Source organism: Ferrimicrobium sp. (assembly GCA_022690815.1).
Taxonomy (GTDB): domain Bacteria; phylum Actinomycetota; class Acidimicrobiia; order Acidimicrobiales; family Acidimicrobiaceae; genus Ferrimicrobium.
Genome location: JALCZJ010000013.1, coordinates 29390 through 49159, shown reverse-complemented (window position 1 = coordinate 49159; position 19770 = coordinate 29390). Strand labels below are relative to the sequence as shown.

Sequence of the window (19770 nt, the reverse complement as noted above, 5' to 3'; positions counted from 1 at the left end):
TATCACCATGATAGGTCAAGGCACGAGCTACGACAACACGTGAGTCTGCCCACTGCCGGCAAACTCAGAGAATCGGGCGATAGACCGGATTCCCGACTCTCACTCAGGCTCGCAAACGCGGTGCCAAAGCGCCATGATGAGAGATTGCTAGCGGTGGTTCAAGGTTGCACGCGATTGACTCCTATACTGGCGTTGTGGGAATTGCTGGGAGCTACGTGATCGCCTTCGGTGGAGGAGTGATCTCATTTCTCTCCCCATGCGTTCTTCCCTTGGTTCCAGCCTACCTTTCGGTGGTTTCGGGCCTCGACGCTACTGAGCTCGCCCAGGGGAGCCTTCTCCAGCTCCGAAGGGTCACCACCTCGACCTTGTTGTTTGCGGCTGGCTTTACGGTCGTCTTCACGGCGCTTGGCCTTACCGCGTCGGCACTTGGGCAGCAGTTAGCGCGTGATCACGTGGCAATTGAACGCATCGGTGGCGTTGTGCTCATTATCATGGCCCTGTTTCTTCTCCTCACCCAGTTCACCGCGGCACCCCAACTCGCCATGGAGCGTCGCTTCCATCCGCAACTGCAACGCTTTGGTAAGTTCGCTGCGCCGGTGGCAGGGATGGCCTTTGCCTTTGGGTGGACACCCTGTATTGGACCGATTCTCGGCTCGGTGTTGGCGATTGCTGCAACACAATCCTTGCTGCTCAAAGGCATGTTTTTGTTGTTGGCCTATTCCGTCGGGCTTGCGATTCCTTTCTTGGCCACAGGCCTCATCTTTACTCGAGCCATGGGGGCCATCCAGTTCTTGAAGCGGCACAACCGTGTCGTGACCGTAGGGTCTGCAATGATTCTGTTGACCTTTGGCGTCGTGATGGCGCTCAATCAGTTCTCATGGATAACGACCCATCTTGAGGATTTGGCATCCGCAGTTGGGCTCTCAGTCCTTAATCGCCTGGGTTGACGATGGATCCAGTCCTGATGATTTCTCCTGGATTGGTGCCTGGCGAGTTGACGAGATCCTTCGTTGCGACGATGAGGTAGCGCTAGAATGGGAGCGATGGTAGAGGTCGAGGTTGCAGGCGTTAAGGTGGATCTTCGCTCGAATTCACCGGTGCTCTTGTTGCAAGAGTTGTCAGCGCCATTTCGGGTCGTCCCGATCTTCATCGGTGTTCCAGAGGCCAATGCCATCGATCTGGCGATTGCTCATGTTGACCCCCCGCGGCCCCTGACTCATGATCTCGCCTGCCTCTTCCTCGAAGAGTTAGATGCCCAGATCACGCAAGTAGCGATTACCGAAGTGCGTAATGGAACCTATTACGCCGAGATCTCACTAATGGCCAACGGCATCGAACACCGCATCAGCGCCCGGCCTTCGGACTCTGTCGCACTCGCGATTCGCAGTAACGCAATCATTTATATCGATGAGGCAGTGATGAACGCCGAGGGAACCGTCTTTGATGACACGCAGGCCGATTCCGAAGGAGGGGTCGTCCAACAAGAAGAGATCGTAGGAGAGTTTCGCGATTTCCTCAAATCCATCAAGCCGGAGGACTTTTCGGAGTGACTTTTCGGGCTAGCTTTTCGGGGTAAGGTCGTCTAACAACCCACTCGTGACGTATGGTTGACGCCCGTTGCAGCGTATCTACGATCAAGAGACCTCATAAGCTCTCAGTTTGGTTGCAACCGCTAGCACCGCCTCCCATGCTCCAGAGGTCTTCCGGTCTTGTCATCCCACGATATTCCAGAGCTACCATGTGATGAGGGCAGGCGGCGAACAAGGTTTGGATAGTGCTCGCTACTACAATTTGCAAATTGGCAGCTTCAACGGCCTTTGTGTCGAGCGTTCTACGCTCGATTGACGAGAGGAGTACGTCGCATGCGCAAACCGATACTACTGATCGTCGCTGGAATTCTCGCCATCTGCATTATCGGGGCATTCTTCGTCTCGAAGACACTCGGATTAGCAGCGATCATCGGAGGGGTCTTCTTCATGATCGTGTTTGGCATTGCGCTATCTCGGCCGCCACTGCAGACCGAAGACGAACTTTACGAATCCTATGGTGAAGCGGTGCCTGATTCCCAATCAAATGACAACGCATCGCATACGGAGCAGCACACGCGCAGCGAGTATCCGCGCCAAGAGCAATCAAGCAATCAAGGTCACGACGAAGGCGGTCGCTCAGATGAGTAGTCGGTTAACTTCTTGAGTTGAGCAATGGCGTTATCGAGTAAGAGTCCCCTGAGCCCCGCTCCAAGCTCAACGAGTTCCTCAAGCTCCTCGGCCGCTCTGTGCCGACTTTCAGGACTTCGTTGACGCACCAATGGGGCAAGCAGCTGTTCGATCAGGCCCGCCTCTCGCTCAGTTGAGGTTCGATAGTGTCTCAGGTGGCGCGGTTCAAGCCCAAATTTGGAGAAGGAGTGAACAGCCCGAACAATCTCGATCTCGGTTGGCGTAAAGTGTCGTTCTCCGGCAACCATCACCCCGGCGATGAGGCCGTTACGGATCATCTCATCAATACTGGTCGTTGTGGCGCCGGTCAGACGCGCGAGTTCACCAAGCGGGAAGAGCTCCGGTCGGGTGGTGGAGGCAGGTGAGCTTGGCACTGATGCTCGTTGACTTGGAGCATCAGCGTCGCTCGAGATGTCCTGGTGTGGTTCGCTTGCCACCTCTGGTTCATCAATCTCTTGTGAGAACAGATCGACGCGTGTGTCTGCGTCGAGGTGCTCCTTGATCTTTCGCAAGGGCATGTAGGTGGATTTTTGCAGCCTCAGTACTTCGCAGAGGCGCTCAATGTCGGGTTGAAAGAACCTTCGATAACCCGCAGCATTGCGTTCAGGTGCAATAAGGCCCTGGCTCTCAAGAAAACGAATCTTGGAGATGGTAACTTCTGGAAACTCTTCCTGCAGGAGCCCTAAGACCTCTTTGATTGAAAATTCCCGTTCCGAGTCGCCCCGCAATACCTCCCAACGAGGGTGGGCTGTCAGCGGTCCAGCTCCTGGCGAAGGAACAGCATGCGAAATTTGCCGATCTGTATCTCGTTGCCCGGGCACAATTTCTCCTCCTCAACTCGCTCTCGATCGACGTACGTCCCGTTGAGCGATCCCGCATCCTTGATGTAGTAGTCGTCACCTTTGAGGGTGACCTCGGCGTGGCGCCGTGATACCGTCACATCATTCAAGAAGATATCACTGTCAGGGTGCCGCCCAATGCTCATCGTTGATCGGTCTAGCTGAAACCAGGAGCCGGCCTCTTGACCCATCTGAATCATCAGGTAGCCGTAGCCTCCTTCAGGCTCGATCCCTTCTGACTCTTTACTACGGATCCCGAGGAGCGTGGCATCGAGCACCTCCATCGAGCCCGTAGTCTCGTCGGGGCGTTCAAACAGGCTCGAACCGCACGCCGAGCAGAAGTGGGCGCTCGGGGGGTTGACCTCATTGCATCGGGGGCACACGGACATGGACTACTCGCTGTTAAGGAGCTTGCGATACGCCGCAATGTCAAGGAGCTGGTCGGTGTTCTCACCCTCGACGCTGATTCGACAGATCCAACCCTCGCCGTAGGGATCCGTGTTCAACAGCTCGGGATTCTCGCTTAGTCGACCGTTGACTTCGCCAACAACGCCAGTTACAGGAGCGAAGATGTCAGAGACCGACTTTGTCGACTCAACCTCTGCGATCGAGTCGCCGATCGACACCTGACGTCCGACCTCGGGCAACCCGACGAACACGACATCGCCGAGGGCGTCTTGTGCGTAGTCGGTGATTCCCATCGTCGCCGTGCCATCAACGATGGCTACCCACTCATGCTCCGCTGTATAGAGAAGATGCTCTGGAAAGTTCATAGTTGCCAAGGCTAACGGGTCAGCGCCGACTGTGCTCACTCACTGGAGAAAAAACCGCGTTGTATCCGGACAATGTTAGGTTTTACCAACCGTGTTGAGCTGCTTGGGCTCAGCTTGGATACGGTGCAGCATCGCGAATGACACGGACTCGTTCGTGGAGCGTCGCAATCATCGCGCTTGCTGCAACATCATCGTTGTCACAGACCCATACCTTGAGCAAGGGCTCAAGCTGATCGGGGGCGATAAGCCAGAAGCGGTCCTTGTCAGACACCCGAATGCCGTCGATGGCGATGAGTTCGGCGTGAGGGTCGGCCTCAGCCCACGTACGCAGCGCACGCATGGTGTAGCCCATCTGCGCGTAACTGACCGCAATCTCATCCACATGAACCTTTGGTACGGTAACCGACCGGCGCAGACGCGAGAGCGGTTGTCGGACATGTTCAAGCCCGGAGAGTAGGTAACCAAGGCTCACAGCGGAGTCGGGTACCGATGTGAGGTTCGAAAAGAGGAAGATGCCTTGACCGCCAACCCCAAGGGCTGGCCGCTCGCTCGATCGGACCTTGGTGCTGATGTCATTGAGGTCGAGTCCTGCCCAGGTAAACTCAACGCCCGCGTCATTTGCCAGGGTTTCGAGGGTGTTCGGCATGTTGACGGGGGCGATGACCTCTTCGATGCCATCGCTTTGAATTACAAGCTTGGTGAGCAAGGCAGCAAGTTCAGCATGGCTAATGACAGTGCCCTCGTCGTCGACGACGGTGATTCGCTCCGCCCCAGGATCCACCAGGAGACCGAGCTGCGCCGATGAGGCAACCACCAGCCGTGAAAGGGTCTGGAGTTGGTTGGCGGAGTCGTGGGTGATAGAGCGAATGGTTGACGGGTAAGAGTTGACCGCCAGCACATCCATCCCAAGCGAGCTCAGCAGCTGTGGAAGAGAAAGATTGCCGCTACCGAACGAGAAGTCGATCACGATCTTTGCACCAAGCCTGCGTATCCGCTGCATCGGTAGGCGAGCGTTGATCTCTGCCTTCCAGCTTTCGAACGAACGCGGATACGCGCGCAGATCTCCAACCTCTGAGCCTGATACTCTCCGGAAGTCCTCCCGCTCAAGGGCACGTTCAACCTTGCGCCTGGCACTCGAGGTGAGGTCGCATCCGTTTTCATCGACGAGATGGATGAGGAGTCCCTGCGGCTCACCGGGATCGAGGGCGACACGAACACCTGCCAGGCTATCGGAGTGGGCCACCAGGTGGCGCAACACCGGAAGGGTGGAGACCTCCAGGTCTTCAACCCCCATGCCGACGGAGTTGAACCCCACCATCATCGCCCGTTTGATCGCTCGGGCCGAGCGCGAGGTGTCTCGCGCTGCCATGACGACTGAGTGCGGTGGAAGCATCGAGCCATAAGCCATGGCAATACGACAGGCCAACTCCGGCGTGATATCGATGTTGGCGAGGCCTGCGATGCCAAGGGGACCGAAGACCGTTCTCGGCGATCCAGCCTCCCACACGATGGAGTTGGTGACCGTCGAGAGGGCTTCGATCTTCTTGGCCGGATAGATCTTGATGTCCGGGGCGAGCACCGCTTCACGCCCGACATAGACGCCATCGGCGACGATCACCCCATCGTTGACCACAGAGCGCGATCGGACTTCAGCACCTCGACCAAGGATTGCCGCGCGTATCCGAGTGGCCTCTCCCACGAAGACATGGTCGAAGAGCACTGCGCCTGAGAGCACCGAGCCTGTCTCGATACGAGCGTTGTCACCAATGACGGTGTATGGACGAATCTCGACCCCGGGACCGAGGTAGACATAGTCCCCAATCAAAGCAGGTCCCTCGATCTTGGCGGTTGGATCGACGTTGCAGTCTTTGCCGATCATGACACCACCCTGGAAGCTAAAACCCTGGAGCTGGGTATGGGTGCGGCCATCAAGGATATCTCTGCCTGTTTGGAAGAAGCCTCCAAAGGTTCCTACATCTGCCCAGTAACCCTCAGAGACATACCCGTAGAGCGCCTCACCCTCGTCGAGTAGCCGTGGGAAGACCTCACTGGAGAAATCGACTGCACGGTCGGTTGGGATAGCGTCAAGTACCTCCGGCTCCAGCACATAGATGCCAGTGTTAACCGTATCAGTAAAGACCTCTCCCCAGCTGGGCTTTTCGATCAGCTGTTCGACGCGCCCTCCCTCGCCGGTAGCGACGATGCCGAACTCAGTCGGGGCGTCGACGGATGTGAGAACCATCGTCGCGGCCGCGTTGCGGCGTTGATGAAACTGGACGGCATCGGTAAGGTTGACGTCGGTGAGTACATCGCCACTCAGGACGAGAAAAGTTCCTCGTAGCAGATGCCGTGCATGGGCAACGGCTCCTGCAGTGCCGAGCGGTGTCTCCTCTTGCAGATAGCGGACCGAGACCCCGAACTCAGAGCCATCACCGAGGTAGTTGCGGATCGCGTTGCCTAAGTAGGCGACGGTAACGATGATATCGGTGACGTTGTGCGCAGCGAGCAGCTCCACCACATGTCCAATCATCGGCTTGTTTGCGATCGGCAACATCGGCTTTGGCGTGGTGCTCGTCAGGGGCCGTAGCCTGGTGCCTTCCCCTCCTGCGATAATGACTGCCTGCATGAAAGCCTCCCTTTGGACAACGAATCCACGTCAGTCCAACTCTGGCAGTTCCTTCCGGTGAGCTGTTCTCACAAAGTTTAGGGCATAGAGAGCGAGAGCGACGTACAAGAACGCAACCGCGACCACCATAACAACGATCGCGAAATCCTTGATCAGCACCTGACTCAATCCATCGCCAAGAACTACCAATGGAAAGCCTAGCAGCAAGCCAAAGGTACCCGCCTTGCCGATCCAGACGACATCATTGCGATGACGATGAACGACCAGGTCGCCGAGGACGGTGATCGCTACAAGAAGCTCTCGCACCAATACGATAATCAGAAGCCACGTCGGAACGAGATGATCGACCAACGCCGCCACGGCGATCACGATGAGCACCACTCGGTCTGAGAAGGGGTCAAAGACCTTTCCGAAGGTCGTGACGGCACCCGTTCGTCGCGCCACAAAACCATCGAGGAAATCAGTGATGCCCATGACGGCGAGAAGGATGGCCGCGGCTACGTCGTGTCGACCGTGTAGCAAGAGAATCCAGACAGGGATGAGGAGCACGAGCCGAATGGCCGTGATAACGGAGGGGACCGCCGCGACGATGACGGATGCTACAGGACGTGAGCTCACGGCTTCTAGCATAGACCTTGCAGGTATTTTCAGAATTCTCCCTAGCCTTCCTAGGGTGGGGTAGAATAGGTGCCGTGCCCCAGGGATCCATGCTTTCGCTCGTCGTTTTCCCATCGACCATCGTCTTGATGGGCATCGTAGCCTTTCTAGTGGGCTGGAAACGCCACGCTCGCTTCATGAACTCCATTCGGGCCAAGCGTGCAGCACAATACAATGCGACCCACATCGCTACCACCATGGCCTATGAGCCCGAGGTGATGATCACGAACGTCATGCGTGCTGATGAGTCGTTGTTGATCGGGTATCAGCCTTACCTTCACACCGCTCAGGACGTGACGAAGGCGCAGGGGACATTTGTGGCCTTTGGGACTACCCAAGAGGTACTTGAATGCTTGGAGAACTGGTGCGCTCAGCAAGCGTGTGTTCGAGTTGAACTCAACCACATGGACCACCGGCTGCGGCTCTGCCGGACTTACACCACTGAACAGGTCGAGCTTTCGATGGTGCCCAGCAAGAATGTTGGGTAAGGCTACCGAGGGCCGTTAGCATGTCAGAAGTGATGAAGACCACTGCTCTGCATGGGACCCACCTGGGGCTCGGTGCGAAAATGACGCAATTTGGCGGCTATGAAATGCCTTTGGCGTATCCTGCTGGGACGATCGCCGAGCACCTCGCGGTCCGTAACGATGCTGGCGTCTTTGATGTGAGCCATCTAGGCACGGTCAGGGTACAGGGGCCTGATGCCTTTGACCGACTGCAGTCGGTGTTCACTAACGACCTCAGTCGCATCGGACCAGGCCGAGCCCAATACACCCATCTGTTGGACGACACAGGATCGGTCCTTGACGATATCATCGTTTGGTGGCTGACGAGCGATGGCTTCGATGTCATGCCAAACGCTGCCAACACAACCAACGTCCTTGCCAGTGTCGGTGGGGTTGATGTCACAGATCAGCGAACGATCCTTGCGGTTCAAGGGCCCCAGGCTCGGACGTACGTCCGATCCGTCCTTGAGGTGAACGAGTTGCCGTCCAAGAACCGGATCGTGACGGGCCGTTATCGAGACGCCCCAATCGTAATTTCTGGTACGGGTTACACGGGCAGCGATGGGGTAGAACTATCGATACCCAACGAACGAGCTGAGGCGTGTTTCCTTGATCTGATTCGCGCTGGCGTCCAACCATGTGGACTTGGGTCACGTGACACCCTTCGACTTGAGGCCGGCCTTCCGCTCCATGGACATGAACTTGGCCAGAACCTAACGCCATTCAATGCGCGACTCGATTGGGTTGTGAAGTTTGATAAGGGCGACTTTCCAGGCAAGTCGGCGCTGTTGGCCCAGCGCGAAGCCGGGGTATCCCCACTCTTGAACGGTCTCACCACCAGCACCCGAGCTCCATTGCGAACCGGTGAGCGAATCTATGCTGATGGCGATGAGGTTGGCTGGGTGTCGAGTGGCGGTTATTCTCCGCTGCGCAAAGAAGGAATCGGCCTCGGATTCCTTGATGCTGGGGCCCCGGATGCACTAGTTCTTCATCGAGGAGAGCTTCGCGTGCCGATTACCCGCTGCGCCTACCCATTTGCCGCACTCACTTAGATACGTTGCAATGTTGTGCTTTTGTAGAGGTTCCTTTGCGTCCAGCATGACTCCTGTAAACCATGGGATGCCAGTGCGGCTACCCAAGACCAATGAGCGCGAGACCAATGAGCGCGAGACCATACAGCGCAGGATGAGAGAGAGGCTAAGTGACAAGATTGAGATCCAAACGGAGCCACAGTCGAGTTCTAAAGCCGATTTCGTACTCGCCTGAACGTAACTGACGAGACACTGAAGAAGGAGGATGGTTTGCCGTCTTTTGCCCCACACACCGATGAGGAGATCCGTCAGATGCTGGCCGATCTTGAGCTGACATCCTTGGATGAGCTGTATGCGTCAATTCCGATCGCACTGCGGCGCAGTGAACCGCTGAATCTACCCGAAGATCGCTCCGAGATCGACGTCATCGAGGAGTTTGTCCATTACGGGGCCTCTAACAGCGCGGTTCGCAGCTCCCTAATCAGCTTTGCTGGGGGAGGTGTCTACGACCATGATCTTTCTGCAGCAGCGCGACATCTCGGCACCCAAGCAGCCTTCGTCACGGCGTATACGCCCTATCAGCCGGAGGTCGCCCAAGGCGTCTTACAAGCGTTGTTTGAGTTCCAGACCATGATCGCCCGACTCTTTGGTCTCCCCATCGCCAATGCCTCACTCTACGATGGGGCGGCGAGCCTGGTCGAGGCGGTCAATATGGCGGTGGGCTATACCAAGCAGCACCGTGTCATCGTGTCAAAGGGAGTCCACCCAAACTATCGAGCGGCGCTCGCCACTTTCGGTGCGGGCACCAAGATCGACGTAGCCACCCTTGAACTTGGTGCCGACGATACGACCATCGTCCCTGAGGCTAGGCCCGGCGGACCGGTGGCGGCGGTGATCGTCGGGTATCCAAACTATTTCGGCGCGATCGAGGATCTTCATGAATTTCGGGCACTGGCAACCTCACTTGGGGCCCTATTGATCGTTGTCGCCGACCCGATCGCTTTAGGGCTGCTTGTGTCGCCCGGAACTCTGGGCGCTGATATCGTCGTGGCCGAAGGGCAATCGCTTGGCATACCGCTCTCGTTTGGTGGCCCGCTACTCGGTCTGTTCGCCGCTAAGCAAGACTACGTCCGACTAATGCCTGGCCGACTTGTTGGCGAGACCCGCGACCTTGATGATCGACGAGCCTTTGTGACGACCCTTCGTACCCGTGAGCAAGATATTCGTCGTGAGAAGGCTACCTCAAACGTCTGCACAAACCAAACCCTGATGGCGATCCAAGCTGCGATCCATCTGTCTTGGCTCGGTAAGGCTGGCTTTGCCAAGCTTGCACGGCGCAACTATGACGGTGCCCACTATCTGGCGGCGCGACTGGGTGAGATCGGGCTCGTCCCGAGCACGACTCGATTTGTCCGCGAATTTACGGTGCCCGTTCCAATGAGCGCCACCGAGCTCGTCCACCGCATGTTGGCGCATGGCTTTTTGGCTGGCGTTGTCCCGCCAGAGACCGATGATCGGATCGTCATGGCCGTCACCGAGGCCCGCACCAAAGCCGAGATTGACCGCTTTGTCGACACCCTGGGAAAGGAACTGCAATGAGCTTTCTAACACACAGCGCAGCCGGTGGCAAGGCCTCCTCGGCTCCGTTAGTCGGCGACGCCGAAGAGCCAACCATCTTTGAACTCTCGGTCGCCGATCGGCGGGCGTATTCGCTCCGAGACACTGAGGTGCCCGAGATGGATCTTACGAGCATCGGCGAGTGGCTCCGTGAGGAGCCCGTTGGCCTGCCCGAGGTATCTGAGCGTGATCTCGTTGGTCACTTCACCCGCCTCGCTAGCCGTAACTACTCGGTTGACCTTGGTGCCTATCCGCTTGGTTCGTGCACCATGAAGTACAATCCCAAGTTTGCCGATCAGATCGCGTCGATCGACGGTCTTGCAAACGTCCATCCCTTGACGCCGCCAGAGGCGATCCAGGGTTGGCTTCGACTCTTGAACGAACTCGAGCATTACGTCTGCGAAATGACCGGCATGGCCCAAGCCACGCTCCAGCCCCCAGCAGGGGCCAGTGGCGAGTTGACTGGCTTGTTGATTATGCGGGCTTATCACGCCGCTAACGGTCGCAACCCCTCGAAGATCGTGATCCCTGACTCTGCCCATGGCACGAATCCTGCGTCGGTTTCCCTTGCTGGGTTCGAGGCCGTCACGGTACCAAGTGGACCCAATGGGCTTGTCGATCTTGCCAAGCTTCGTGCCTTGGTGGACGATGACACCGCAGGCATCATGTTAACCAACCCCAACACCCTTGGGCTCTTCGAGCAAGAGATCCAGGAGATCTTGGCGGTGATTCATGCCGTTGATGGGCTCGCCTATTATGACGGAGCGAACCTCAATGCGATCGTCGGTGTGGCCCGACCTGGTGACATGGGGTTCGATATCGTCCATTCAAACCTCCACAAGACATTTGCGACCCCTCACGGCGGTGGCGGACCTGGTGCCGGACCGGTGGCGGTCGTCGAGCGTCTTGTGGACTTCCTTCCAGGACCGATTCCTCGATCGCTCGATGGTGGCGCCACCTATTTGTGGGTGACCCCTCCCAGATCCATCGGTCGAGTCCACGCCTATTATGGCAACGCAGTGGTCCTTGCGCGAGCACTCGCGTTCATGCGCTATCTCGGCCGCGACGGTCTCAAGCGGATGAGCGAACTTGCGGTTCTCAATGCCAACTGGCTCAAGGCCCGTATCGCCAGCACCTTCGACGTCGCCTACGAGCAACCGTGCATGCACGAGTTTGTCGTTTCGGCCGAGAAGCTCAAGACCCGAACTGGAGTCCGTGCACTCGATGTCGCGAAGGCCCTGCTCGATGCTGGCTTTCACGCTCCGACGGTGTATTTCCCATTGGTCGTACACGAGGCGCTCATGATCGAACCCACAGAGACTGAGTCACCACAGACCTTGGAGGCGCTTGCTCGTGCCTTTGAAGAGATCGTAGAGCAGGCAAAGCAGGATCCCCGGGTCGTCTTGGCGCAGCCACAAAACACGCCGGTCCGCCGACTCGATGAGGCTCGAGCCGCTAGGAATCCGATACTTACTGAGGATGGACGTCACTAGTCGCCGAACGCTGCTTGCTTTTCCGGCGGCTAAGGGCATGGAGGTAGAGGGCGACGGTCAACGCGAACACCACCAGCGTCTCAACCAACAACTCTATGATCGACGCATGAAACTGCGGGGCGCTTGAACTCGTCTCGTGTAGCGTTGAGAGCTGGGCGCCAAGTACCAAGATCCTTCGAACCGATGAGACGATGCCGATGATAAGGAAGGGGCGAAGCTGAAAGCCTCCGTGCTTGAGGTGGTTGTAGACGGTGCTCATCAGCTCCAACAAGATGATCACGAACAGGATCTCATTCAAGGTACCAACCAGGGCTCGCGTGACATTGCCATTGAGGTCAATGCCGATAAGTCCATGGACCGCTTGGTAAAGCACCGCCGCAGCCATCACCGCCAGGAACAGCGCTACGATAAGGTAGAACAGCGTCTCGACACTCGAGACATAGTCAGCTATTCGTGAAGAATTGAGGGGGGAGTTACTCATGTGCAGGGTAGCATATCTGGCCGCATCGCGATGAGCGTTCATATCCGGTGAATTCCCGGCACCGACGAGCTCGGACAAGCCTGCTCGCAATCACCGCTCTTTGGGGAGCCACGTTCTCGCTTAACGAGGTTGCGCTTCACTCGATTACCGCTCCTACATTGACCTTCCTTCGCTTCGCGCTGGCATCGGTGTTCTTATTGGTGATCTTCGGACGTCATCGGTCGTTCTGGCGTGATCTGGACCAAAGGGAGGTTGGAGCTGGTGTTGCAACTGGAGCGTTGCTTTTTGGCGGCTATCTGACCCAGACAGAGGGTCAACGGTTCATCTCGGCGTCGCTGTCGGGCTTTCTCACCGGACTCTCGGTGATTTTGGTACCAATTTTGCTCCTTCTTTTCCATCGTCGGCCATCCAAGCTCCAGATTTGGGCGGCGATTCTAGCGCTTGCGGGGCTCTACCTGCTCGCAGCCCCCACGGGGGCAGGACATCTGTTGGGTGTAGCGCTGATGCTCGCGTGCGCGATGTTTTTCGCCATACAGCTCGTGGTGGTGGAGTTTGTTATCAATCACGTCCAGGTAGCACGGTTTACCTTGATCCAGATGGTGACGGTCGCTGTGCTCGCCGGGCTGGTGACGCTGGTGCCGGGTCAAGGAGGGTTGTGGCCCGCTCACGCCTCCGGTGAGGCCTGGTTGACGGTTATCATCAACGGGATTGGGGCTTCGGCGGTCGGTTTTCTCGCCCAGACCTGGTCGCTGCGTTGGCTCGATTCCATCGAGATATCGATCATCTACTCGATGGAGCCGGTCTTCGCAGCGCTGGTTGCCCTGGTAGCCCTCCATCAACATCAGCAGCTCTCCGGATGGATTGGCGGTGCCATCATCGTCGGGGCTATGCTTCTCATCTCGGTGGGTTCACGCGGTGATGAGCAACCAGGAGCTCAGCCTGGAACACAGGGACCCCAAGAGTCGTCTTTTTAGGGGACTAAAGTCACACGCGATCGGCATTGTGGGTCCTGATCGTCTGTTTTGCCTACGATTGAGAGGGAGATGAAGTGCCGTGGTTGAGTACGCAGACAATGACGCAGCCTTGGGTGGCGAGAGCCAGCCGGTTCGTTTTGTCCGTGATTTTGTCGACCTGGATATGGACTGGGAGGCAGCGGCCCTGCAAATCACCCAGCATCCCTCCAGTTGGCTTGGTGAGCTCATCACTGGGACAAGATTGAGCCAGAGCCCGGTGCAGGCGAAGATGGGACTGAGGGCGGCAAAGATCTTTGGTGCCTCAGTAGTCGTGACGCTGGCTGCACCGTCAAGGTCTCGCGATAGCGTCATCTTCCCGATCACCTGGGCGCCAGTTTCACGGTCAAGGCTGTTGCCGACCTTTGAGGGGACGCTGGGTGTCTCAGGGCTCGAACAAGGGGCGAGTCAACTATGGCTGGAGGGAACCTACCGTGCCCCATTGGGTCGACCCGGTCAGCTGATGGACCAGGCGGTCTTTCATCGCCTCGCTGACTCGAGTATCCGGGGCTTTCTCCTCCGTCTTGCACGGTTGCTCCAGGAGTCGAACTGACCGAGCGTGACACGGGCCTCATGGTGGGTGAAGCCCGTTAAGGGATGCACCCGAAGGCGCTGGCCCAACCCTCAAATTCGCTTGACACCGTGGCGAAAGGACCTTGTTGCTAGTTAGGCGTAAATGGGGCGCCACGGGTCAACTTGTCGGCTTGTCGGTCCCGTTAGGGTGATAGAGAAACTGGACTGGAGTCTCTATGAATGGACCGCGACGTACCAAGATCGTCTGTAGTATTGGGCCCGCCTCGCAGGGGGTGGAGCAGTTGGTCACCCTGATCGAAGCGGGCATGAATGTCGCGCGCATCAACATGTCACACGGCACCTTCGAGGAACATCGAGCGACCATCGAACATGTCCGTGCCGCAGCGCTGCGAACCGGGTCGACCATCGGGATCCTTGGCGATCTCTGTGGGCCAAAACTGAGGATTACCGATCTCCCGTCGCGGCTGCATTTGGTCAAGCCTGGCGACCAGTTTCTCGTTACCGAGGGTGACCCAGCCGATCAACCGGATGCGATCGCAATTACCTCACTTGGTGTCCTCGGAGAGGTTGAGCCCGGAGATGGCATCGCCTTCGCCGACGGTGCCGTGCGCGGTCTTGTCCAAGCCAGCGACGAACATGGGGTCAGCGTGCTGGTGACCCAAGGAGGATCGCTCTCCGTTCGCAAGGGAGTCAACCTACCCGACTCACACCTGAGCATTCCTGCCATGACCGACAAGGATTACCAGGACACCCTCTTCCTGCTCGAACAGGAGGTTGACTTCATCGCCCTCTCGTTCGTTGGCGTAGCCGAGGATTTGATGTTGGCTCGGGATTTCATACGCAACAATCTTGAGGGCCCAAACACGCCCAGGCTCGTAGCAAAGATCGAGCGTCGCGATGCCTTAGGCCGCATCGCTGAGATCATCGATGCTGCCGACGCAGTCATGGTGGCCCGTGGTGACTTGGGCGTTGAGATCCCCGTGGAAGAGGTCCCGATTGAGCAGAAGAGGATCATCCATCTTGCGAACGCCAGAGGGAAAATGGTGATCACCGCCACCCAGATGCTCGAATCGATGATCAGTGCACCGACCCCAACGCGGGCTGAAGCCTCCGACGTCGCCAACGCGATCCTCGATGGAACCGACGCGATCATGCTCTCTGCTGAGACCGCGGTCGGCTCCTATCCGAGCGAGGCCGTCGGTCAGATGGATCGGATCGCTCGAGCAACCGAGGCGATCGTTGCCGATCAGAGCCTGACGTTGTTGACACACCCAGCCAGAACAATCCACTCCACGGCGGATGCCATCGGGTTCGCGGCCGCTGATCTGAGCCGTAATCTCTCACTCAAGGTCGTGGTCGCGGTGACCGAATCTGGACATTCCGCACGAACGATCTCGCGCTATCGTCCAACGGTACCTATCGTGGGTGCCACCCCCGATGCCTTTGCGGCGCGTTCGTTGACGCTGAGCTATGGGGTCATCCCGATCACGATCCCTCGGTCACCAAGTACCGAGGTGATGATCCAGGAGGCGATCGAGGCAGCGATCGATCTCGACCTCTGTGAAAATGGGGATGTCTGTGCCTTGGTTGCTGGTATTCCTTTCGGTGTGCGAGGAACCACCAATCTCATCAAGATTCAGATCGTCGGCGAAGGTTTCCTCACCATCAACGAACGCTTTGCCAGTGACTGATCACTGCCCTCATAGCTAGCGTCGAGCTGGGTTGCGCGAGCTGTTGCCTACCTACGAAGCACGTGGCGTTGTTTAGTTCTCGGTGCCTGGACTCCCGGGACTTCTTGCCTGGAAGGCAAGCCGGGAGAGGGCTCCGAGAACGACGATGGTACCCACGCTGGCGAAAAGCTGTCGAGGCAGCGCCGCCAACTGCGTGATCAGTGCGACAATCACCACAAGAGCGGCGAACACCCCCGACCCGAGCACGAGTATCCATTCAAATGGCCACAAGCTAGCGACCGGCGAGTGTTGCGAGGTGATGAACAGTAGGCCAAGCGTGATACAGAGTCCAAGCGGTACCATGATGATAAGGGCTGCTGCATGCACCGGTGGCGACGCGGCCACGATGGCCAGGTCACACACGGTGCTCACGCTTGCGAGCAACGTCGTAGCTCGCGTACGGAGCAAGCTTGCGAGCACGCAGCTGATGATCCCAACCCCAGCTAGACCCCCTGACAAGAGGCTGGTGTGCGACGGTGCGATCACCCCAAGCGCGGCGCCCGTTGCCAACAAGAGCGTGCCAAGGACGCGTGACGCATGCGTAGAGTTAGAAGACATCGACATCAGTGCGTTCTCGCCAGGTGTCTTGGTCGATGACCGTGATGCCAAGATTGGCGATATCGGCCAAGAGTTGCCGTCGAATCAGGAGACCAAGGCGCGCAACTTGGTTGGGCGACGGCTGCACCGGCGAGGTCGTCGGCCGCACCACAATCACCGGATGACCGGCGAACTTGAGGTCTCGAATCGCCTGCACGATTCTGGGGTCGTCCAAACCGCTTACCACCATGACGGTGGCTGCACGGGGGAGTGCGGTCTTTGGAATCAGATCAATCCGCTTATCCGCGGCACTTTCATACGGCCTCACGAGGAGCAATCGCTCGCCAATGAGGCGCTCTTGATAATGTCCGGTGGCCGGGGGAAGCCAACCGATGGTTCCTCCAAACACCACCAATCCAACCCGATCGAAGTTGCGCAGGTGGGCTCTGGCGAGGTTCGACGCGAGTTTCGTGCGCTGTGCGAGATCAGCCGATGGGAAGGTGTCGAGGAAAATGACCAGATCGAGCGGCAGCTCACTACTGCGTTCATTGAGCCAGATGGCATCAGTGCGTGCAGTGGCCTTCCAATTCACGTCGGTCAAAGGGTCACCGGGACCTGCCTGGCGTACGTCCACAAACTCGAGGCCCGCGTGGCTTTTGACCGTCGATCGATGTCGTCCAACGGCGTAGGGTGCCGATACCATTCGCATAATTGGCGCGACCTCCTCGATGGGAGGGAATACCTTGACAGCATCGTCGAGGCGCAGGGGCATCGTATCCTCAAAGAGGCCAAAAGGCCCCTCTCTGATTAGCGAACTCCCCGATAGGTCCACGCTGCCAAAATGGGCAAGAGCAAAGCTGATAGTGCTGGTGGCAGCGGTGACGGCAAAGGATCCAACGAGCAGACCGCGATCCCGCAGAACTACCCGATAGCGCAAGCGTCGATACGGAGTAATGTCGAGCTGAAGAAGCAGCTCATCACCTTCGAAGCAGATCGGTTTGTCATCCAGGGCATAGGTGACCGTACCGCCGTTATCGCGGGGCCAGAGCAGGCCAACGACGGCGATGACCATCAACGGAGCTCCTGCGACGACGACCGCAGGACCAGTCAGCGATCCGAGCACAAGGGCGGTCCATGCGCCAATGAGCACTGCACCAAAGCGTCGCGTATACTGGCGCTGCATCACCGTGCGCTATTGGGCGCCTCGACAGCGACCGGCGCAGGAATCGATCGGATCGCCTCGGCGATGATGCTGTCGCGACGAACCCCTCGGATCCATGCCTCGGGGCTAAGACGCATTCGATGTCCGAGGGCGGGAACCGCCATAGCCTTGACATCTTCGGGCGTGACAAAGTCGCGGCCCGCCACCGCGGCACAGGCGCGAGCCAGCAGTGCGAGAGCAATGGAGCCACGAGGGCTAGCTCCCAACGATACCGACGATCGCTCACGGCTATAATGGGTCAGTGCCACGATGTAGTCGATGATCGCCTCGGAAACATAGATCTGTTGCAGCACTTGGCGTGCGCCAAGTAGTTGGTCCCTGTCGATGACTTTTGACGTGAGTACGTTAGCGGTTCCCGTGCTCAAGTGATCGATAACGACCTGGCGCTCGTCGAGGGAGCTCGGGTATCCGATGGTTGTTGACGCAAGGAAGCGATCAACTTGGGCCTCTGGCAAGGGGTATGTTCCCTCGAACTCGATTGGGTTCTGGGTTGCGATGACAACAAATGGGTCGGGTAGCGGATACGTGACCCCATCAACCGTTACCTGGGACTCAGCCATAGCCTCAAGGAGTGCGGACTGAGTCTTTGGCGAGGCACGATTGAGTTCGTCCGCCAATAGCACGTTGGTAAAGATCGGACCCCGTTGAAAGTTCATCCGGCGGTTCTCGGGATCCCAGATGCTCATCCCGATGATGTCACTCGGCAAGAGATCCGGGGTGAACTGGATGCGGGCAAACTCCACCCCCACCACGGTGGCCAGACTCCGTGCAAGCAGTGTCTTGGCAACCCCCGGGACATCTTCGAGGAGAATGTGTCCACCAGCGATGATGGAGGAGACGACCAAACTCACCACCTGATCCTTGCCGTGGATCACCCGATTCATCTCGTCTATGACATCCTTGATCGTTTGATGATATTGCCCTAGTGTGGTTGCCAACTGTCCTCCAATCTGCGAAGTGTCAGCTCGACGAGCTCAGCGTCAAGCCTGCGGACCTCAGGGTCGTCGTCGGCCTGAGGCGTCAATTGGGCCTCGAGCTCTGCGATCGCCACGCTGTCGTGGCGCAGCCGGGCAGCCCGCACGAGCTCTAGCAACGTGTTGCGAAGCGCAACTTCGGCCCCCTTGTCAACCGAGTAGCTTGACAACAGGAGCTCGAGGGGGTCATTACCGATTGGTTGGTCGAAGCTGTGGTGCTCTGCGACACCAAGTCCTAACCAAGCCACGACTTCCGAAGGGAGCGAAGCGACCACGATGAGAACGCAAATCGCGACCGTACCTCCCCGGATCGCGTCTGATGTCGACGCAATATGGAAAAAAGCAAGCGCAATTGAGAGAGCAGCGATCAAGGCGATGAGCACGAGCACTGACTTACGCATGAGCCGTCACCCGGTCGCAGGCGGCATCCAAAAGGACGGTCAACGTGTAGGCAAGGTCGGCGTCCTTGGCCTGGATAGTGTGGTCCGAGTACCGAGCCTCAACAAAGAGGCTAGCGATCGTCTGTAGCTCTAACGCCGGGAACGGTAGCGTGCGAGCAATCCTTTGAGCGAACTCGGTTGGTGACTCGAATGGATGGCGAGCCAAACCGATATCTCCAAACCGTGCCTCAACGTGGTCCCAACAGGCATACACCTTGTCATGTGGATCATCGATGGCCGATATGTCCTCAAGCTCCTGTGTCACTCGAGACGTTGGACCTCGAGGACTTAAGTGCCGCAAGAGGCCCAGATTACGCTTTCGCAGTAACCGCTGGCGCAGGAGGGCTCCGGCTCCAAGGGCGATCAGAATCACGACCGCGATAAGGATCGGCACAAGGTAATTGAAATGGTCGAGTGCGCGAGGCGGTGGCACATACTTGGTGAATAAGGAGTTGCCAAGGTGTTCGATGGCGGTCTTTTGACGTTTGCGTCGAGGGGCCAGCAGGACAAAGACAAAGCCCAGGAAAACTAGGAAAAAGATGGCGGCTGCGGTGACCAAGAGGCGAAGCCAAAGAGGGAAGGGGTTATCTTGGTGCAACAGCAAACGTTCGCCGCGCCGACCAGGACTTCGAAGTGCTAGCGCAATGAGAACACCGACACCAACAACAAAGACGACGACGACGCCGCTCAAGAGTGCACGCACGAGGACATCGAGGAGCGCCTTGTGGGCGATCGAGTGGGTCGGGGATGATCCAACGCTATCGATCCCGCCAAAACCGATCCCAATAATCAGAAGTAGTATTGCGGCACCGAGGGTCCATTGACCTCGAGAGCCAGTCGGCTTGGTCACGCCGTGTGACCGCGTTGCTCAAGACGACGAACAGCGTCTTCGAGTTCGCGAACAATCGCTCGTGAATGCGCTCCAACCTGGCGCAGTGGTTGTGCTGGTGACTCCAACTTCACTGCGAGCAACGCACGCTCAATGTGTTCGACTCTCGCCGCGAGTTCTCGATAGGTCGAGACCAGAGATCGTAGTTCGTTAGCATCTGACATGAGATCTCCCTTGGCGACACGAAATAACCTC

At 57.8% G+C, this 19770-nt stretch carries 22 protein-coding genes; 10 read left to right on the top strand and 12 right to left on the bottom strand.

What is annotated here, in order from left to right:
- Positions 1-164 precede the first annotated feature (164 nt).
- From MP439_05790 to MP439_05780, 3 genes are all read left to right on the top strand, one after another.
- Entirely contained in the window at positions 165-947 is a 783-nt protein-coding gene (locus MP439_05790; protein MCI2975572.1) for a cytochrome c biogenesis protein CcdA, read from the top strand.
- A 96-nt stretch (positions 948-1043) separates the two neighbouring features.
- Entirely contained in the window at positions 1044-1550 is a 507-nt protein-coding gene (locus MP439_05785; protein MCI2975571.1) for a bifunctional nuclease family protein, read from the top strand.
- Positions 1551-1862: 312 nt separating this feature from the next.
- The gene (locus MP439_05780; GenBank protein MCI2975570.1) at positions 1863-2177 is read left to right on the top strand and encodes a DUF308 domain-containing protein; all 315 of its coding nucleotides are present in this window, start codon (positions 1863-1865) and stop codon (positions 2175-2177) included.
- Here the strand turns inward: MP439_05780 and MP439_05775 are convergent.
- The 5 genes from MP439_05775 to MP439_05755 all read right to left on the bottom strand — a co-directional run bounded on the left by MP439_05775 (position 2147) and on the right by MP439_05755 (position 7072).
- Positions 2147-2944, bottom strand: a complete 798-nt coding sequence (locus MP439_05775) for a MerR family transcriptional regulator (protein MCI2975569.1) — start codon at positions 2942-2944, stop codon at positions 2147-2149. The genes MP439_05780 and MP439_05775 overlap by 31 nt on opposite strands.
- A gap of 23 nt (positions 2945-2967) precedes the next feature.
- On the bottom strand, positions 2968-3339 hold the full coding sequence (locus MP439_05770) for an FHA domain-containing protein (protein ID MCI2975568.1): 372 nt from the start codon (positions 3337-3339) through the stop codon (positions 2968-2970).
- Positions 3340-3447: 108 nt separating this feature from the next.
- Positions 3448-3828, bottom strand: a complete 381-nt coding sequence (gene gcvH, locus MP439_05765) for a glycine cleavage system protein GcvH (GenBank protein ID MCI2975567.1) — start codon at positions 3826-3828, stop codon at positions 3448-3450.
- A 109-nt stretch (positions 3829-3937) separates the two neighbouring features.
- Complete coding sequence (locus MP439_05760; GenBank protein ID MCI2975566.1) at positions 3938-6454, bottom strand: NTP transferase domain-containing protein; 2517 nt, start codon at positions 6452-6454, stop codon at positions 3938-3940.
- Positions 6455-6484: 30 nt separating this feature from the next.
- Positions 6485-7072: a CDP-alcohol phosphatidyltransferase family protein gene (locus MP439_05755; protein MCI2975565.1), complete on the bottom strand. Its 588-nt coding sequence runs from the start codon at positions 7070-7072 to the stop codon at positions 6485-6487.
- An 89-nt stretch (positions 7073-7161) separates the two neighbouring features.
- On the opposite strand from MP439_05755, the gene MP439_05750 reads away from it, so the two are divergent.
- The 4 genes from MP439_05750 (at position 7162) to gcvPB (ending at position 11758) form a co-directional block, all read left to right on the top strand.
- Entirely contained in the window at positions 7162-7599 is a 438-nt protein-coding gene (locus tag MP439_05750) for a hypothetical protein (protein MCI2975564.1), read from the top strand.
- Between the two features lie 32 nt (positions 7600-7631).
- Positions 7632-8669, top strand: coding sequence for a glycine cleavage system aminomethyltransferase GcvT (gcvT, locus tag MP439_05745; GenBank protein ID MCI2975563.1), 1038 nt, complete (start codon positions 7632-7634; stop codon positions 8667-8669).
- A gap of 249 nt (positions 8670-8918) precedes the next feature.
- Positions 8919-10247, top strand: a complete 1329-nt coding sequence (gcvPA, locus tag MP439_05740) for an aminomethyl-transferring glycine dehydrogenase subunit GcvPA (protein MCI2975562.1) — start codon at positions 8919-8921, stop codon at positions 10245-10247.
- Entirely contained in the window at positions 10244-11758 is a 1515-nt protein-coding gene (gcvPB, locus tag MP439_05735) for an aminomethyl-transferring glycine dehydrogenase subunit GcvPB (GenBank protein ID MCI2975561.1), read from the top strand. The genes gcvPA and gcvPB overlap by 4 nt, the downstream gene beginning before the upstream one ends.
- On the opposite strand, the gene MP439_05730 is transcribed toward gcvPB, so the two are convergent.
- Positions 11736-12239, bottom strand: a complete 504-nt coding sequence (locus MP439_05730; protein MCI2975560.1) for a phosphate-starvation-inducible PsiE family protein — start codon at positions 12237-12239, stop codon at positions 11736-11738. The two genes, gcvPB and MP439_05730, sit on opposite strands and share 23 nt — an antisense overlap.
- Positions 12240-12286: 47 nt before the next feature.
- Between MP439_05730 and MP439_05725 the strand changes: the two genes are divergently transcribed.
- From MP439_05725 to pyk, 3 genes are all read left to right on the top strand, one after another.
- Positions 12287-13213 (top strand): DMT family transporter, encoded by a 927-nt coding sequence (locus MP439_05725; protein MCI2975559.1) that lies wholly within the window; start codon positions 12287-12289, stop codon positions 13211-13213.
- 79 nt (positions 13214-13292) lie between these two features.
- Positions 13293-13802, top strand: a complete 510-nt coding sequence (locus MP439_05720; protein ID MCI2975558.1) for a hypothetical protein — start codon at positions 13293-13295, stop codon at positions 13800-13802.
- A 196-nt stretch (positions 13803-13998) separates the two neighbouring features.
- Positions 13999-15474: a pyruvate kinase gene (gene pyk, locus MP439_05715; protein MCI2975557.1), complete on the top strand. Its 1476-nt coding sequence runs from the start codon at positions 13999-14001 to the stop codon at positions 15472-15474.
- A 72-nt stretch (positions 15475-15546) separates the two neighbouring features.
- Here pyk and MP439_05710 read toward each other — a convergent pair whose 3' ends face one another.
- The 6 genes from MP439_05710 to MP439_05685 are packed head-to-tail and all read right to left on the bottom strand — an operon-like array spanning position 15547 to position 19739.
- Positions 15547-16071, bottom strand: a complete 525-nt coding sequence (locus tag MP439_05710; protein ID MCI2975556.1) for a hypothetical protein — start codon at positions 16069-16071, stop codon at positions 15547-15549.
- On the bottom strand, positions 16061-17233 hold the full coding sequence (locus MP439_05705) for a DUF58 domain-containing protein (GenBank protein MCI2975555.1): 1173 nt from the start codon (positions 17231-17233) through the stop codon (positions 16061-16063). Before MP439_05705 ends, MP439_05710 begins: the two co-directional genes overlap by 11 nt.
- Complete coding sequence (locus MP439_05700; protein MCI2975554.1) at positions 17233-18210, bottom strand: AAA family ATPase; 978 nt, start codon at positions 18208-18210, stop codon at positions 17233-17235. The genes MP439_05705 and MP439_05700 overlap by 1 nt, the downstream gene beginning before the upstream one ends.
- Positions 18195-18647 carry a hypothetical protein gene (locus MP439_05695; GenBank protein ID MCI2975553.1) on the bottom strand — a complete coding sequence of 151 codons (453 nt, stop codon included), beginning with the start codon at positions 18645-18647 and terminating at the stop codon, positions 18195-18197. The genes MP439_05700 and MP439_05695 overlap by 16 nt, the downstream gene beginning before the upstream one ends.
- Entirely contained in the window at positions 18640-19536 is an 897-nt protein-coding gene (locus MP439_05690; GenBank protein MCI2975552.1) for a DUF4129 domain-containing protein, read from the bottom strand. Before MP439_05690 ends, MP439_05695 begins: the two co-directional genes overlap by 8 nt.
- On the bottom strand, positions 19533-19739 hold the full coding sequence (locus MP439_05685) for a hypothetical protein (protein ID MCI2975551.1): 207 nt from the start codon (positions 19737-19739) through the stop codon (positions 19533-19535). The genes MP439_05690 and MP439_05685 overlap by 4 nt, the downstream gene beginning before the upstream one ends.
- Positions 19740-19770: the final 31 nt, after the last annotated feature.

Coding starts and splice junctions, on each gene's coding strand:
- gcvH (MCI2975567.1), bottom strand. CDS start 3,828: ATGAACTTTCCAGAGCATCTTCTCTATACAGCGGAGCATGAGTGGGTA.
- gcvT (MCI2975563.1), top strand. CDS start 7,632: ATGAAGACCACTGCTCTGCATGGGACCCACCTGGGGCTCGGTGCGAAA.
- MP439_05760 (MCI2975566.1), bottom strand. CDS start 6,454: ATGCAGGCAGTCATTATCGCAGGAGGGGAAGGCACCAGGCTACGGCCC.
- MP439_05705 (MCI2975555.1), bottom strand. CDS start 17,233: ATGCAGCGCCAGTATACGCGACGCTTTGGTGCAGTGCTCATTGGCGCA.
- gcvPB (MCI2975561.1), top strand. CDS start 10,244: ATGAGCTTTCTAACACACAGCGCAGCCGGTGGCAAGGCCTCCTCGGCT.
- MP439_05770 (MCI2975568.1), bottom strand. CDS start 3,339: ATGGAGGTGCTCGATGCCACGCTCCTCGGGATCCGTAGTAAAGAGTCA.
- MP439_05710 (MCI2975556.1), bottom strand. CDS start 16,071: ATGTCTTCTAACTCTACGCATGCGTCACGCGTCCTTGGCACGCTCTTG.
- MP439_05750 (MCI2975564.1), top strand. CDS start 7,162: ATGCTTTCGCTCGTCGTTTTCCCATCGACCATCGTCTTGATGGGCATC.
- MP439_05780 (MCI2975570.1), top strand. CDS start 1,863: ATGCGCAAACCGATACTACTGATCGTCGCTGGAATTCTCGCCATCTGC.
- MP439_05730 (MCI2975560.1), bottom strand. CDS start 12,239: ATGAGTAACTCCCCCCTCAATTCTTCACGAATAGCTGACTATGTCTCG.
- MP439_05785 (MCI2975571.1), top strand. CDS start 1,044: ATGGTAGAGGTCGAGGTTGCAGGCGTTAAGGTGGATCTTCGCTCGAAT.
- MP439_05685 (MCI2975551.1), bottom strand. CDS start 19,739: ATGTCAGATGCTAACGAACTACGATCTCTGGTCTCGACCTATCGAGAA.
- MP439_05695 (MCI2975553.1), bottom strand. CDS start 18,647: ATGCGTAAGTCAGTGCTCGTGCTCATCGCCTTGATCGCTGCTCTCTCA.
- pyk (MCI2975557.1), top strand. CDS start 13,999: ATGAATGGACCGCGACGTACCAAGATCGTCTGTAGTATTGGGCCCGCC.